The sequence below is a fragment of the Cognaticolwellia mytili genome (genome assembly GCF_002104475.1).
GTDB lineage: Bacteria > Pseudomonadota > Gammaproteobacteria > Enterobacterales > Alteromonadaceae > Cognaticolwellia > Cognaticolwellia mytili.
Window position 1 is genome coordinate 590777 of sequence record NZ_NBOF01000002.1, and the last position, 15565, is coordinate 606341.

The 15565-nt window shown below is 44.5% G+C and carries 11 protein-coding genes; 3 read left to right on the plus strand and 8 right to left on the minus strand.

Annotated features, from left to right (window positions below):
• Positions 1 to 31 precede the first annotated feature (31 nt).
• From B7C41_RS07495 to B7C41_RS07520, 6 genes are all read right to left on the minus strand, one after another.
• On the minus strand, positions 32 to 7471 hold the full coding sequence (locus tag B7C41_RS07495; RefSeq protein WP_158089096.1) for an Ig-like domain-containing protein: 7440 nt from the start codon (positions 7469 to 7471) through the stop codon (positions 32 to 34).
• Between the two features lie 17 nt (positions 7472 to 7488).
• Positions 7489 to 8817: a TIGR03032 family protein gene (locus B7C41_RS07500; RefSeq protein ID WP_085298174.1), complete on the minus strand. Its 1329-nt coding sequence runs from the start codon at positions 8815 to 8817 to the stop codon at positions 7489 to 7491.
• Positions 8818 to 8819: 2 nt separating this feature from the next.
• A complete protein-coding gene (locus B7C41_RS07505) occupies positions 8820 to 10121 on the minus strand; it encodes a S8 family peptidase (RefSeq protein ID WP_085298175.1) in 1302 nt (433 codons plus the stop codon).
• A 93-nt stretch (positions 10122 to 10214) separates the two neighbouring features.
• Complete coding sequence (locus B7C41_RS07510; protein WP_235839641.1) at positions 10215 to 10724, minus strand: phage tail protein; 510 nt, start codon at positions 10722 to 10724, stop codon at positions 10215 to 10217.
• A 41-nt stretch (positions 10725 to 10765) separates the two neighbouring features.
• On the minus strand, positions 10766 to 11266 hold the full coding sequence (locus B7C41_RS07515) for a phage tail protein (RefSeq protein ID WP_235839642.1): 501 nt from the start codon (positions 11264 to 11266) through the stop codon (positions 10766 to 10768).
• A 45-nt stretch (positions 11267 to 11311) separates the two neighbouring features.
• On the minus strand, positions 11312 to 11848 hold the full coding sequence (locus B7C41_RS07520) for a phage tail protein (protein ID WP_085298178.1): 537 nt from the start codon (positions 11846 to 11848) through the stop codon (positions 11312 to 11314).
• Here B7C41_RS07520 and B7C41_RS07525 point away from each other — a divergent pair.
• A complete protein-coding gene (locus tag B7C41_RS07525) occupies positions 11817 to 12425 on the plus strand; it encodes a GNAT family N-acetyltransferase (RefSeq protein ID WP_235839643.1) in 609 nt (202 codons plus the stop codon). The two genes, B7C41_RS07520 and B7C41_RS07525, sit on opposite strands and share 32 nt — an antisense overlap.
• A gap of 2 nt (positions 12426 to 12427) precedes the next feature.
• Here B7C41_RS07525 and B7C41_RS07530 read toward each other — a convergent pair whose 3' ends face one another.
• A complete protein-coding gene (locus tag B7C41_RS07530; protein ID WP_085298180.1) occupies positions 12428 to 12748 on the minus strand; it encodes a DUF6916 family protein in 321 nt (106 codons plus the stop codon).
• 268 nt (positions 12749 to 13016) lie between these two features.
• On the opposite strand from B7C41_RS07530, the gene B7C41_RS07535 reads away from it, so the two are divergent.
• On the plus strand, positions 13017 to 13859 hold the full coding sequence (locus B7C41_RS07535; RefSeq protein ID WP_085298181.1) for a sulfotransferase domain-containing protein: 843 nt from the start codon (positions 13017 to 13019) through the stop codon (positions 13857 to 13859).
• On the opposite strand, the gene B7C41_RS07540 is transcribed toward B7C41_RS07535, so the two are convergent.
• Positions 13849 to 14445, minus strand: a complete 597-nt coding sequence (locus B7C41_RS07540) for an aspartyl/asparaginyl beta-hydroxylase domain-containing protein (protein WP_085298182.1) — start codon at positions 14443 to 14445, stop codon at positions 13849 to 13851. The genes B7C41_RS07535 and B7C41_RS07540 overlap by 11 nt on opposite strands.
• Positions 14446 to 14581: 136 nt before the next feature.
• Between B7C41_RS07540 and B7C41_RS07545 the strand changes: the two genes are divergently transcribed.
• Positions 14582 to 15316: an NHL repeat-containing protein gene (locus B7C41_RS07545; protein WP_143764325.1), complete on the plus strand. Its 735-nt coding sequence runs from the start codon at positions 14582 to 14584 to the stop codon at positions 15314 to 15316.
• Positions 15317 to 15565 lie beyond the last annotated feature (249 nt).

The following is a 15565-nucleotide window of genomic DNA, read 5'->3' on the forward strand; positions in this document are numbered from 1 at the left end:
TTGTAGTTTCATCATACAGTTTTATGGAACCTTAAAAATGATACCTTAGCCCTACCGCCATATTGTTAACATCATTAACTGATAAATTATAACGACTCGCTTTTAGGCTCATTTCAACATGTTCGGTTAATTGATAACTGATTTGTACGTTATAAAACACATCAACATTATCTTCATCTACCGCAATAACACTATCGTTAAGTGTACTAGTGTAATCGAGCTCCCAAGCAAACAAGCCAAGCCCAACCGAAGCACTTACTGCATCATTTTGCCATAAGGTATATTGACCTTGCAGGCTAATACCATCAACAAGCTTGGGGGCACTATTCGTTAGTGCTTGATGAAACGATACGGCATCTAATGTTTCCCCCGTATAACTCGCCGAAGCTTCTCCTAATTGTTCGTAGCTCAGCGTCATTGAATAAGCACCATACTTCATCCCACCACCTAAGCTATAACTGGTGTCCGATTTATCAACATCACTGGTGATTGTACCGACATTGCCAATAGCACCGATATCATTTGGACTTTTTAGCTGCGTACTGACATGACTTTGTCCAACACTCCCCGTTAGAAACCATTGTGGCTCAGCGGCAGCAAGATTCATACTGGTTGCCGCCGTAATCACCGCGGCCCCTTTAACAAAATATTTCATGCCTAACTTGTGCTGTCGGCGTGAACGATACAATGCAACACCAGCAAGTATGATAAGTATTACGCCCATGCTGCCGCCCTTGGCGTTGTTTTTCACGATAACCACCTCAACTGCTTTAACGCTCACTGTCACTTGTGCGCTTGCCTGCTCACCATGTCCGTCAGCAATCGTGTAGGTTATCAAAGCACTACCTCCAAAACCATTATCAGGCTTGTAGGTTAAAGTGCTATCACCATTAATACTGACCTGACCATTGTCTACCGTAGCACTGGTCACCGTTAAACTGTCGCCGTCAGCATCGCTGTCATTTGCTAACACATTAATAACAATGTCAGTTCGGTCGTCAGTACTGGCAATGTCATCAACAGCTGTCGGTGCATTGTTGGTGTAAACCGTGACCGTTACGGTACTGCTGTCCGTACCGCCATTACCATCTGACAAGCTGTAAATAATAGTATCTTCACCAATAAAATCATCAGCACTCTGATAATTTAATTGATTATCAGCCGTGATAGTTACCATGCCAAATGCCGCCGTGGCGACACCAATACTTAAGCTATCTTGGTCTGCATCAGTATCATTAGCTAGTACGTCAATCACTATCGATTGATTACGCTTTACGCTAACCGTATCTGCTACTGCAACAGGTTTTGTATTACTCGTTAATAGCACTGAAACACCGCCCGGATCGACAATGGCATTATTCGCCACACCATCGGCATCATTAGCACCACCGTCTGTCATCACTAGCTGTACACACCAAAATCCTTCATTCAAGCCTGCCTGCCAAGACTCATGACCTGGAGGCGGACAAAAGCCTGACTCACCTTCAGTTGACCACAACTGGTTATCAGCATCTTCAACAAAATTCGACCATGACCCACTTAGACTTTGTTTGCGATAAACGGCTTCGGCAGGGATCGGTTGAATTTGAGGTAATACAACCCGATACTGCTGACCTGCTTGCGGTAAACCGTAAGCAATAAAGTCAAATATTCCGCCGACATTAATCACTTCGTTATCGCTGTTATCGTCGTCGGTAATTTGGATACCACCGGAAGTATCACCAAGCGCAACATCGCCTAAACGTAAACATACCCCAGGATCTCCCTCCAACAGAAAACTATCTGTTGTGCCGACCATTTCTGGCACAACATTACACTCATCTATGGTATCAAGATAGTCTGGAATACCGTCGCTATCGTCATCCCCCAAACCTTCAACATCATCAGGAATACCATCATTATCACTGTCTTCATTGCCCAGTACCGGAGTTGTCGATACTAACTGTATCGTGACTTGATCAACCGCCATAAGTTCACTGCTATCAAGATCGGTAACCGTTAATTGCAAATGATAAATACCTAAGGCAAGGTTTTCCGGCTCAAACGTAAAGCGCTCATCGTTACTGTCAACATCAGTTAATAGCTGCTCATTGTTAGACCAAAGATAACCATATTGCTTGCTGGTATCAGGATGTGTCACCGTGGATGTCACCGTAACGTCGCCATCAGTCAGGTTAGCAATAAAGCGTTCTTCACCATTTTGTTTAACCTGCAAACTTACTGTCGGTGGGATGCTTTGTTCGGTGATCGTAATGGTATGGCTGAATTTGCTGCCGCGATTAACACCATCACCAAGTTCAACGATAACGGTTTCTTCCTGTTCATTGAGGCTGTCTGCAAGTATATTAAAGCTCAACAGGCCTTCAGTACCTGATTCAATGACCACTTCCCCAGCAGCTAATTCGTAATCAAGCCCTTGCTCGGCGCTGCCAGCAACCGTATAAGGAATGCTTAATGGGTACTCTGGCGATAAACCGTTTAGATGTATGCCAATATTGACCGAATAGCCTTCCAATACGGTTTGGTCTTTATCCAGAGAAATTAGTGGTTTCACTTTCACAACTTGGCTTAAGGCCGACGTGCGCCCTTCACTGTCGGTAGCGCGCCAGAAAACAGTATTCAGCCCCGGCGGAAAAAAAACAGTATCACCGTCAATAGAAACAGGTAGGGCATTACCGTCTTTATCAAGTGCGGTCGCTATACCCAAATCAACTTTAGTCGCTAAGGCTTCGGCATTAACGGTTATACCTGCAGGTACTGTTATTAAGGGTAAATCATTCCCAATAGCACCAAGTTTAATAAAAGCTTGCGCCGAATCTTCACCATCAAGACCATCACTAATGTGGTAATCAATAACCACTGTTCCGCTAGTACCAGCAATAGGGGTGTAAGTGATTCTTTCCTCGCTAAAGCTCACTAGACCAGAATCAACGGTTGCGCCGATAATTTTCAACGCATCTCCATCAATATCAATGTCATTAGCTACTACATCTAGCTCTATGGCCTCATCCCCTTCATGATTAAAGCTATCATCTTGCGCCATTGGTGTATCATTAACCGCTGCAATCGAAATACTAACCGAGGTTGCTTCACTTCGATTACCGACAAGATCACTAACTGTGTACGTAAAGCTATCATTGCCGTTAAAGTTCTCTTCGGGGGTGTAACTTATAACGCCCGTAGCACTGTTTACTGAGCTAACACCATGCTCGGGTACGGTAATAACACTGACACTAGCCACATTCAAACTACTGCCCTGACTGCTGTCATTGGCTAAAACATCAATAGCAATAGTATTATCTTCATCCAGTTGACCAACATCACTCACTGTCGTTAATACAGCACTTGCTTCGGTGATTGTCACTGTTCGCTGCTGATTGCCGCTTTCTGTTGCTATATCGTCACTGATAGCAGAAATATCAATAATAATGGTTTCATTTTCTTCAATTATTTTATCGGCAATCGCAATTAATGATAGCGAAGCTGAGGTTTCACCAGCCGCAATGCTAACGCTGCCCACTGGTGAGGTGTAATCATTGCCGCCACTTGCCGTGCCGCTATAAGCCAAGGATACCGTTACCGGTTTACTAATTACTTTATCTAGCGAGGCTGTTACCGTACTGCTGCCGCCATTTTCACTGATCGTATTCGAGCTGACCGATAAAGTGACACTGGCAGTTTCTAGAACTGGAACAGGCTCCGGGTCTGGCGTAGGTGTTGGAGCGGTATCATTATCGGTAATAGTCAACGTTTCCGTTTGAGGCGTGACATTTTCTATACTGTTGCCGCCACTGACACTCGCGATATCGACAATAATGGTTTCATCATCTTCATCACTGCTGTCATCCGTCGCGGTAATGGTAGTGGTACCGGTTAATTGCCCGGCAGTAATGGTGATACTGCCCGCTGGTACACCATAGTCAGTGCCGCTGGTTGCGGTGCCGCTATAGGTCAGGTTCACGGTTACATCTTCAAAAGTCACCTGATCTAAAGTTGCGGTTAAGGTCGAACTGCCAGCATTTTCCAAAAGTGAATTACTGCTGGCGCTTAATGTTACCACCGGGATGGTTTCATTATCATTGATGGTTACTGTTTTTTGCTGGCTACCACTCTCTGTCGCGCTGCCACCACTAACTGATGTGATATCGGTAATAATGGTTTCAAAACCTTCGGTATCGCCATCATCTACAGAGGTAATACCCGTGGCCGCATTGGCCGTGGTTGAGCCGCCGCTGATGGTAATGGAACTGCTCGGAGTATTATAATCAACACCACCACTGCTCGCCGTACCGGTATAACCGAGGTTAACGGTAACATCGGCATAGGTTGCATTACTCAAGGTGGCGGTCAGGGCTGAAGTACCGCCATTTTCGACCACCACACCACTCCCGGTTGTTAAGATCACCGTCGGTGCCGATTCGGCGTCGGTAATGGTGATGGTTTGCTGATTAGTGGTGCCTTCATTACCCGCAGAGAGACTATCAATATCGATGATCGCGGTTTCATTGGCAGCCGCGTCAAACAAGGTATCCGCCGTGCCGGTCACCGTCGTGGTATTGGTGCTATTACCGGCAGAAATAACAAGACTATCAGACTTGCTGTAATCGGTGCCCGCCGTACCAGTACCGGTATAGGCCAGGTTAACGGTAATATCCACCGGCCACTGATTATTTAAACTGTTACTTAAGGTGGCGGTTAGCGTTGATACACCGCCATCCTCAGCGATGGTATTACTATCGGCGGTTAAATCCACATCCGGTAAATTCGCATAAATAGCATCACTGCCCTGACTGATGGCAGTAGTATAAGCGGCACTGGTATTACCCGAACTGTCATCCATGGTAAAACTGACGGTGATATCGCTGCCTGCTGCCACATCCGTGCCACCATCGGTAATGGTGAAAGTGGCGGTATAAGTGGTGTCATTGCTTTTACTTAAAGCGCCTAAGGTATAACCGTCAATGGTACCGGTAATGCCGCCGCTGCCTGTGGTGTAATCATCGGCATCTGAGGTCACAGTGATAGTGGCGGTAACGGTATCTCCGACTTTATGATCGCTATCGGTAATAGATACCGCCGAAATAGTGGGAGCAAGTCCATCTTCATCATCGATTATCGTTACTGTCTGTTGCTGGCTACCATTTTCACTGGCACTGCCGGTGACACTGTCAACATCGATGATCACAGTAAGATTACCGTCGGAGCTGCCATCATTGACCGCAGTTATACCGGTACCGGCATTGGCACTGAGCGAGCCGGCATTAATGGTAATGGAGCTACTCGGAGTATTATAATCGGTACCTGCACCCACCGCAGTACCACTATAGCTAACATTAACTACTGTACTGTCATAGGTTTGATGACTTAAGGTGGCGGTAATCGTAGAAGTGCCGGCATTTTCATTCACCGAGGCATTGCCAACAGATAAAGTTACCGTTGGCGCAATTTCGGCATCGGTAATGGTGATAGTTTGTTGCTGAACACCATTCTCATTACCTTCAGAGACGCTGCTGATATCAACAATTGCGGTTTCATCAGTCGCAGCATCAAAACGGGTATCGGCGGTGCCGGTGATCGTAGCAGTATTACTGCTATTACCGGCAGAAATGACAATGCTATCAGATTTAGTGTAATCGGTACCTGCGCTGCCGGTGCCGCTATAAGCCAAATTCACGGTAATACCCGATGGCCACTGGTTGTTCAAACTGCCACTTAAGGTTGCAGTTAAGGTCGCAACGCCACCGTCTTCGGCAATGGTATTACTATCAACAGTTAAATCTATATCCGGTAAGTTGGCATAAATAGCATCACTGACCTGGCTGATAGCGGTGGTAAAGGCGCCACTGGTATTGCCCGAGCTGTCATCCAGGGTAAAATTCACCGCTATATCACTACCAGCAACAACATCTGTGCCGCCATCGGTAATGGTGAAAGTCGCAGTATAGGTAGTATCGCTACTTTTACTTAAACTGCCCAGGGCATAACCATTAATGGTGCCACTGATACCGCCACTGCCGGTAGTATAATCATCGGTATCAGAAGTCACGGTAATTGTGGCGGTAACGGTATCCCCTACCTTATGATCGCTATCGGGAATGGTGATCGCGCTGATAGTCGGAGCGGTGCTATCTAAAGTGGTAAAGTCCACTTTAGTGGCTGATGCCTGCAGGTTGGGAATGCCATCCTCAGCGACAACATAAATATCGTATGGAGTACTACCAGATAAACTGTTAAAAGCCTCATTGCCTGTGGTGCTTGAAGTTGCAAAATTCCCCGTTACCAATTCACCTGAGCCACCACTACCGGTACCTGCTTTGACTTCGGCTGCCGAAGGCGCCGCTGCACCGTCTGCAACCACCACGTAATAAACAGTACCATCTTCATTTAAATCAACCGAAACAGTAGCACCGGTTCCGGTAATGGTACCGATGGAGGGCCCGCTGTCAAAAGTAGGTGCTGTGGTATCTGTGGTGGTAAAGTCCACTCTTGTGGCTGTTGCCTGAAGATTGGGAACGCCATCTTCGGCCACCACATAAATATCGTAAGCAGTACCACCGGACAAACCACTGAAGGCTTCATTACCAGTAGTACCTGAAGTGGTAAAATTCCCCGATGCCAACTGGCCTGAACCACCACTGCCGGTACCCGCTTTTACCTCGGCTGCTGATGGTACTGAAGCGCCATCAGCCACCACCACATAATAAACAGTACCGTCTTCATCGAGATCCACCGATACAGTAGCCCCGGTATCTGTAATTGAGGCTATTGATGGCGTACTATTTTCAAAAACCGGCGCCGTACTGTCTCCGCCGGCATCAGTGCCATTAACATTAATCCCTACCCAGTAAAAACTATTATTCATACACTGAACAATCGTCGAACCACCACGACTACAGACACCAGCCGTTGTGGTATGCCAGATATGAGCGGATGCATTACAAGCCGTTTTATTCAATAATGTTTTCATCACATTAGCCTGGGCCGTTATGGTCGCAGCTAACGCATTATTGGGGGCGACATTTGCTGGCCGGAGATCATCTTGCAAACAAAAATCAGCAAAGACCTTTCTGCCAAGGGTATTACCAGATAACCTTGCTTTAACCGCATCTCCCTGCTGTAACAAATCATTAGCTTTGAGAAAAGCCAGTGCCGCGTCATTAACCTTAACCTGCTGCTCTGCTGATTTTTTCCCTTTAGCACTATTGGTAAAAGCGCCAAAAGCCGAACGCTTTTGTTTAGCTGATGCCATTTGCCCCGGCTGCATTTTATCGGTATGACTACTGACATAAACCGCGGTATTGCTTTTTAACCGCTGACCATTGGCGGTAGAAGTGGCATTACGCGTCGACGCCACCGCGCCCCCTCCTAACATCGCCAACATAGGAATAGCGGCTTTGATCGCCTGACCTAATCTGCCGGGAGCTGGCCTGCTTATATCTAATCCATGTAAAGAACGGCTGGTCTCAGTCATTGTCTTGCTCGGTTTCATTAATCGTTACTTCCACTTGCTAAGGCTTGTAATTCAGGGTGACAAAAATGGTTTCTCATTCTCGGGTGAGAGGGCTCTATTAATTCAGGAAAACTGCTGCCAGGGATCACCGCAACATCGTAAATCTGATCAACATTACCGGTAAACTTAATATGACCAATTTCTTGTTGATCACCATTGGCATCAAGATTAAATAGCCAAATCCCCGAGTGGGTTTGCTGGTGTTTTTCCGTTAATGGTGCCGGCTTACTGACATCTCCAGCCCGTAACTTCGACAAACCAACAAACATGATCGGTCCATAAAAATCCATACCACGGGTAAAACCCGGTACTTCAAACAGGGTTTCTGTTACTTTGGTTTCGGGATGATAGCTACACACCTGGCCATAACCGGAATTGCAAAAATATACCCTGTCATTATACCAGCGGGGTGAATGAGGCATCGCCAAACCGTCTACAACAATTTCATTTTTCGCAACATCCATCAGAGTGCCGTCAAATTTGGTACCTTTGCGCCATTTTCCCGGGATATCAAATTTAGAAAAGGTGGTGACGTAAGCGGGTTTGCCGTTTTTTAAGGTCATGCCGTTTAAATGACAGCGATCCTCGGGTACCAGTTCAGAAATAAAGTGTGGCTTCCAGCGGGGCACAAAACTAAAATCGGGCTCTAGGGTGCATAAACAGGAGAAGCTGGAATTCACCGCCCATAAACCTTCATCTCCCCAGTCGATATCATGAATATTGATCATGCCAGAATAATGGGCAGAGCGAGTAATAAAACAGGCATCCACTCTTTCATCAAGAGGTGCGTTTAATTTTTCCTGATAGGCAGTAAATTCGGCTTGCTGTTGTTTCAGTTTCTCTTGCTGCTCAGCTGTTAATGCTAAATCATCAAGTTGCTCTTGTGCCGATTTAATCCCGCCTTGAATAGCTTGACTGTCTTTATCGCTATTTTCTTTCGCTTTAATACGCGGCGCGGTAATGTCATCTTCAATATTTTGCAGCGGCTGTTTGATTTGTGCCAACAGTCCATCTTCACGCTGAAAGTTAATGATCTGGGTAAAGATCCCAAGAGTAATCCCCTCTTCACTGGCAGTCAGTCCCATGGGACGGGGGAAGCTTTTAAAATTAACATCCAGTGACTCGCCATCACTTCTTACCAGCATTAATCGCCCCGCCTGATAAGAGGTAAAAGCGAGAGATATATTTAACTCTTTTAAAATCGCGGGCAGGTTATCACTATATTCACAGTCAAAATCCAGCTCCTTGTATAAGGAAGACAGATCTTGCTCGGCTTTATTCGGGGTGGTATTTTTTTGTTGCTCCATTATTACTTTTTTTTGCCAGCTTTTTCTGCTGCCATTCCATTTTGACTGTCACCGGTTGCGGTAAGCAATGTTAATTGTTGTAATAACTGTTCCGTTGTTATTTCTGGCTGTATGGATAACAATAAGGCAGATAGCCCTGAAGTTATTGCCGCAGCCAGAGAAGTCCCTGAAAATCGTCCGTATTTACGAGATATTAACGTAGTTTTACTATTTTTACCATAGCTTAAAATATCAACAGTTTCACCGTGATTGCTATATGCCATGCGCTGGCCATTTTGATCCGCCGCTCCAACAACAATTGCCGATGCAATCGTCGCTTCATTACTCAGAGGTTGAATTGCTTTTCCCTGGTTACCGGCGGAAAAAATTACCGCAATACCTTTACCGTTTCGTCCATAGTTCGTCAGGTCGTCAGTAATCTCCGCCACCGGCTGCAACAACCAGTTCGAATGCCAGCTGCAATTAATAATATCTGCCCCGGCAAGTCTTGCCAGCTGAAAACTGAGCAAGGTATTTGAACTCCAGCTATCCGGCTGACGAATAGCAATAAGTTCAGCCTCGGGCGCGATCCCCATAATTCCAATATTATTATGTTCTGCAAAAATAATACCGGCAACTTTAGTGCCGTGACTGTCCAAAGCAGATCTCGGAGCCACACTCAATTGCCTGCGGGTTACATCATAAGAGAAAATCACCTTAGTTGCTTGTAAGTCTGGATGTTTAAGTGCAAAGCCATCATCAATAATGGCCAACTTCACTCCCGCGCCTTTACTTTGTTGCCATAAAGTATCAATACCAAACAAAGAGATATAAGCATTACTTTTATTTTTAGCTTTAGCTTTAGCTTCAGCAATGAATTGCTCTGACGCTGGTGCTATTTCATTGTGCCCGGCATGTGTTTTTAACTGCAAAATATCCGGCTGCACCAACTCAATACTGACTTTACCCCGTAACAGCGACAACACTTCACCCAGTAACGCCTCATCTTTAATCTCAGCGAGATAATAACGGCTGTGCTCTGCGGTAAATAACTCACTTACCCGGGAAATTTGTTGGTGATAACGTGCAAGCTGTTGTTTGCTGATGGCTTTATCGGTTTTAATAATTAACCGATTAGTAAGAGTGACCTTGTGTTCTCCCCCCTTGAGGCGATAAAACCCTTGTTCTTTGATCAAGGTAACAGGACGGGAAAAATTATCAAAGGTGATCGTTTGAGCTTGAGCGGTGAAAGAAAATAACAGGATATACAGAGGAAAAAAAAAACCTCGACAGCAATAAAAAAAAATACCAGGAAACAGGGACAATACTTACTCTCTTTATAAGTGAAATAAAAAAAACCGACCCTGAAAATCAGGCCCGGTTAGTTTATATGACTTATTCCGAAAAAGAAATCCGCACTAATTTCTTGATGGGTAGAGGCCTGTCAGAGCAATACAAAAATTCACCCCGAGCATAGGTTGTATATTATTATGGTGCTGATTGCCACCACTTGACTTTAACATTTGCGGAGAGAGTGTACTGTCAGACCCTCCGCTAGATGATAAATAGTTAATCACTTCCGCCCGACTTTCACTGTCCTGTCCCATATAGGCGGTATTACCAGGCGTTTGTGCATCGCCTTTTTGTGAAGCCCCCTTAATAACATGATCATGCTCGGGCAACTCATTTTCATTCAGGGGAATAGAGATAAAACCACTTCTTTCCCCTAATCTTCTATTGGTTAATCCCGGACCAGTACCTGGATGCATAGGTACCCGATCATTTAGATTTGGCAAAGCAAGTGTCATTCGACCATCACCACCATAAGTAGTCCCCACCAGAGAAAATAATGCAGTATTTTGAGATATGGGTAATAATGCACCATTACAAAATGCCCAGTTGCGCGGAGCATACGAACAGGCCCACATTCTTACTTCTGCGATAAAAGGTTCTGACATAATAATACTCCTTAATTTCGACTTGGATAAGTGCCTTGCAAGGCAATAATGAAATTCAAACAGGTATAAGGCATCATATTGCCATGACTTTGGCCACCACCGGACTTTGATACCGTTTGTGAGTCCATCTCCTGAACATTGGCACTATCTGGCGAATTTATATAAGGCATATCACCATCACTTTGTGATGCCAGCACTCTTCCGTCTAAAGGACTTGAATCGGCAATCGAGGTACTCGCCTGTATCAAATGATTATGTTGTGGCATCTGGGCTAAGGTCAGTGTTACTCTTTCCTGACCAAAGCTTTCACCGATTTTTCGGGTTGTCAACCCGGGCCCCGCTCCCTGATGCATTGGCAGTCGGCCACGCATATCCGGTAAACCAAAGCTGCTGCGGCCATCACCACCATAAGTAGTCCCCACCAGAGAAAATAAAGCATCTAAACTCGCCACAGGCATCAACTGACCATCACAAAAAGCCCAGTTTCGTGGCGCGAATGTACCGGCAAACATCCGGATTTCACCTAAAAATGGATCACTCATAATTGTTTCTCCTTATTAATTTCTCGATGGGAACAATCCAGAGGTGGCAATACAAAAATTAACCACCAGAGAAGGTTGCACATTGTTATGCCCTTGTGTATTGCCACTATTGGAAACACTGCCGGGATGTAATGTCACCAGATTGGTGCCCGCTGCGTACATATCAAGCGGCCCTCCTTTGGTTGCCCTGGCGTCATAGCCAGCAGCAAAAACACTGCCTTCAAATGTCTTAGTATTACCATTTCCCGGGCTACCGTTTACCTGATGGGTATGAGCCGCCATTGCCGCATCATTGAGTACCACTTTTTCCTCTCCGCTTCGCAATCCCATCGACAAGCCGATTTCACTGGTAATAGCATGAACCGGCACCCGCCCGCGCAGATCCGGTAACGCAAAACTGCTGCGTCCGTCACCACCAAAAGTTGTGCCAAGCAATGAATACAAGGTTTGATTTTGATTTATCGGCAACATTTGTCCATCACAAAAAGCCCAGTTTCGCGGCGCGAAATTAAAGCTAAACATGCGTATTTCACTGATAAAAGGTTCTGACATAATTTTCTCCTTCCCTCTTTACATTGATTATGGAAAATTCCACAATGACCCCAACAGGTTACCAACAGATTTGCTTACCGTTATGCAAGATGAATACTGGCGCGACAAAGTTTCACTGAGAAAACATACAGCTGATGACCTGCCTTTTATGCTGGCCCTATATGCATCAACCCGCGAAGCTGAGTTGGCAATGACTAATTTTTCCACCCAGGAAAAACAGGTTTTTATCGGTCATCAATTTAACGCCCAATATCAACACTACCTACAACATTACAACAGTGAGGCCTTTGACATTATCGAGCTGGACGGCAAAGCCGTTGGCCGCTTATTTGTCGATCACTGGAGTAAAGAAATCCGTATTGTTGATATCGCCCTTATCCCTGAATACCAAAAGCAGGGACTAGGCAGTTACCTTTTTAAGCAAGTCTTTGCTCAGGCTAAAGCCTGCGACAAATCGGTTACTATTCATGTTGAGCACAATAATCCCGCCAAAAAACTCTACCAGAAACTGGGATTCGAGCTTAAAAGCAAGACAAATGATATTTATTTACTGATGCAGTGGACACCCGGATTATAATTTTATGCCGGTTGCTCAGCGGGTGACGCCTTCTGCTCGTCCCGGGCACGGCTGATTACGGTTTCGAATTCAGTATTACTGTTAGGGGAAAGAAATAACTTTTGATTATCAAAGCCTTGATGATCGAAGCTATAAGTACCTTGAGAAATATCCATGGCTTCTTCGCTGGTATAGATCACCGAAAATGCCTCCCATTCATGTCCGTGTTGACGGCCTTGAATCACTTCGGAGATGGTAAGTTCAACGCTGTTACCTTGCTCATCGGATACCTGAACCCGATCACCGATAAGCGTTAATAATTGCTCATAATTGTAAGTGTCCATATTATTCCCTTTTTTTAATGTTATATTTTTCACAGCAAAATGGGCTTTACTGCTTTGGGAGTATCAATGTTAACTGGCATCTGGTTATTTCAACAACCAAGTGTTATCAACAACAGCTTAATTAAGCATTGATAAACTCTTGAAATAATTTTATTAAAACAAAGATAGCCGAAATATTTACATCCGTAAACTATTGCGTTAAAAACTACCCGATAAAGCTTAAGTCATTATGCTACAACAATAATTAAAGCAATAATAAGGTTAACTAATGAAAAACTACGCCTGTTTTATTATTTCTACCGGACGCTGTGGCAGCCAATGGCTCACCCGATATTTGGCCCATTTATCGGCACAACAAGCAAATCCTACAGTGGTAAAACATGAACCCTTAGGCAATCTATATGACCCTTTAAGAAATTCACCTTCCACTCCTTTGCTCAATAATAAGGTACAGATAGAAAAACACCTCAATGATATTCAAGGTATATTATCCCGGGGGGAAAACTATATCGAAACAGGTTTTCCCTGCTGGCGTCATATACAATGGTTTAAAGAAAAACTCAAAGTGCCGGTAAAAGTGATCCACCTGATCCGACATCCGGCGAATACCGCCATTTCCTTACTAAAACTCAATGCCTTTGTACCACCTTGGTTGCCTCACCTCCCAGTCAAAGAGCTGTTTAGCCCCTTTGCACCGGAAGCGAAATTAACGTACTACCAGCAAAACTGGCAGCAATTATCACCTTTTGAAAAAAATCTTTATTATTGGGGCGAAGTCCAGTTGCAGGCGCTGGCGTACCGGGAACATTGGCAAGAAAAACACTGGCTACAGTTAAGTTATGAACACTTATTTACCCCGGATGCACTAAATAAGCTTGCTCACTTTCTTAATATCACAGATCCCCCTAATCAGTATGACGATGAGCGGCTTGTCGGTATGCATACCAAGGTAGATAACTATGGCAATATCCCACAAGCAAACTTTACTGTTGAAGAGGTTTTTCACCATCGCGATATCATCAAGCTTGCACATGCTCTCGGTTATCAACAACTCGTTCCGGATAAGGTCTTTATTTCAGCCGGTGAAAAGGTTCCTGGAATTAGTTTTTAGGTAAAAAAAACTGCGATTTAAACCAATGATTAACCTGGCAATCAATCACCAGGTTAATTCTCGGTTTTGTACCATGATTACGCACAGAGTGTTCCATATCGGCATTGAGATACCATAATTGCCCAGCCTGCATCACGACTGCTTTTCCGTCCACTAAAAACTCTATTTCCTCTGTCCCGCAAATAGGCAAGTGAAGACGGGCTTCACCATACTGCATCGATAAACCTTTATCTCTGTGGGGCTGTATATAAGCCCCGGGATTTAACCGCATTAAACGCACTGCCTTGAGCGGGCATTGAAAATAATCCAGTACCTTACTAATTTCCGGACATTGTTGAACCACAGGTAAGTTAGCCCAGTCACTATCGGCTTCGATGGCAAAACTTTGTAAGATAACATGTTTGTCGAAAAATTGACGAGGACAGCGCAGAGGCAGCACATCCCAGCCCCCCTGATAGTCTCGCTTATTAACATGTTCGACCCAGCCAGAGGCTGACAAAAAGGAAAGTTCCCGCTTTAAGGCGACAACATCAAACTCCCCGGGTAAACGAGAAAAAGTAACATTGGTAGAATTCTCAATAGACATTAAAAACCTAAAACATTCAATAAGTTTGATTCGTGAATATAACACTAAAGACAAGTTATTATTGCATATTACTTGTGAATATAACTTGTCTATGAAACTATGCATTTACCTAAAATTAACACAAAAAATAATCCCCATGGATCGTCGTAAGTTTATAATTTCCGGCTCTGCAATTGCCAGTACCCTGGCTATACCTATGAGCAGTTATGCTAAGTCCGAAATTGCGGGAGACTTATTTACTAAAAAAGCAGCCAAAAAATCCGCTGGAAAAACACGCTTGTCTGCAGTAAATATCCGTAAACTTGGTATTAAGGCACCACTTAAACAAGTGATCGCCCCCGGCGGCCAGACAGTGCAGTTCCCGTTGAATATGCGTATTGCCCGCCAATACCAGAGCACGATATATGTCTGGTTTGAAACCGAGCCAGCGATCCGTATATACGATCAAAACGGTGTAGAGACCGGCGCTATCACTTTACCCGAGTCGATGTCTTCACTAAAAGATTTTGCCCTGGACACCATGGGCAATATCTTTATCTTAGCCGTAGGTGAACAACAGGTGAGCTGGATAAGTGCGCAAGGAGACATTCTTGGGACTGTCGGCGAATTTGGCATTGATTTGGCGGATCAATTAAACGGTGCCACAAGTTTAACCATAGATGCACAAGACAGACTTCATGTGCTAAACACCGGCAGCCGCACGATAAAAGTCTTTAAAAATAACGGCGTTTACTTATTTGAATACGGCCAGTCACGTTGGGGCAAAGAACGTAAATTGCTTACCATTGACGGTACCCAGGGCATTTCGGCGTCCGGCGGTATGATGCGGGACAGTTTGTGGCACTTTTCATTATTAGGTCAATTACAATAATTATTAAAATCTTTGCCTAGAGTAACCTTAGAGCCTTACCGTGTAGCTATTCTAATTAAAAAGTTAACCAGCGGTTACCAAGAAAGTACTTTATTCAAAATTAACAATAAGAACTATGCCCCCTCATTAAGTAGCGACCATTGTTGATTGGGCAAGGTGAGAACCGATATTAATGATGCATAACTATTTTATCAAGCCGATGCTAATGGATTTTTTTTGTAAACTTAAAAATAAATGGCTGCTGTCATT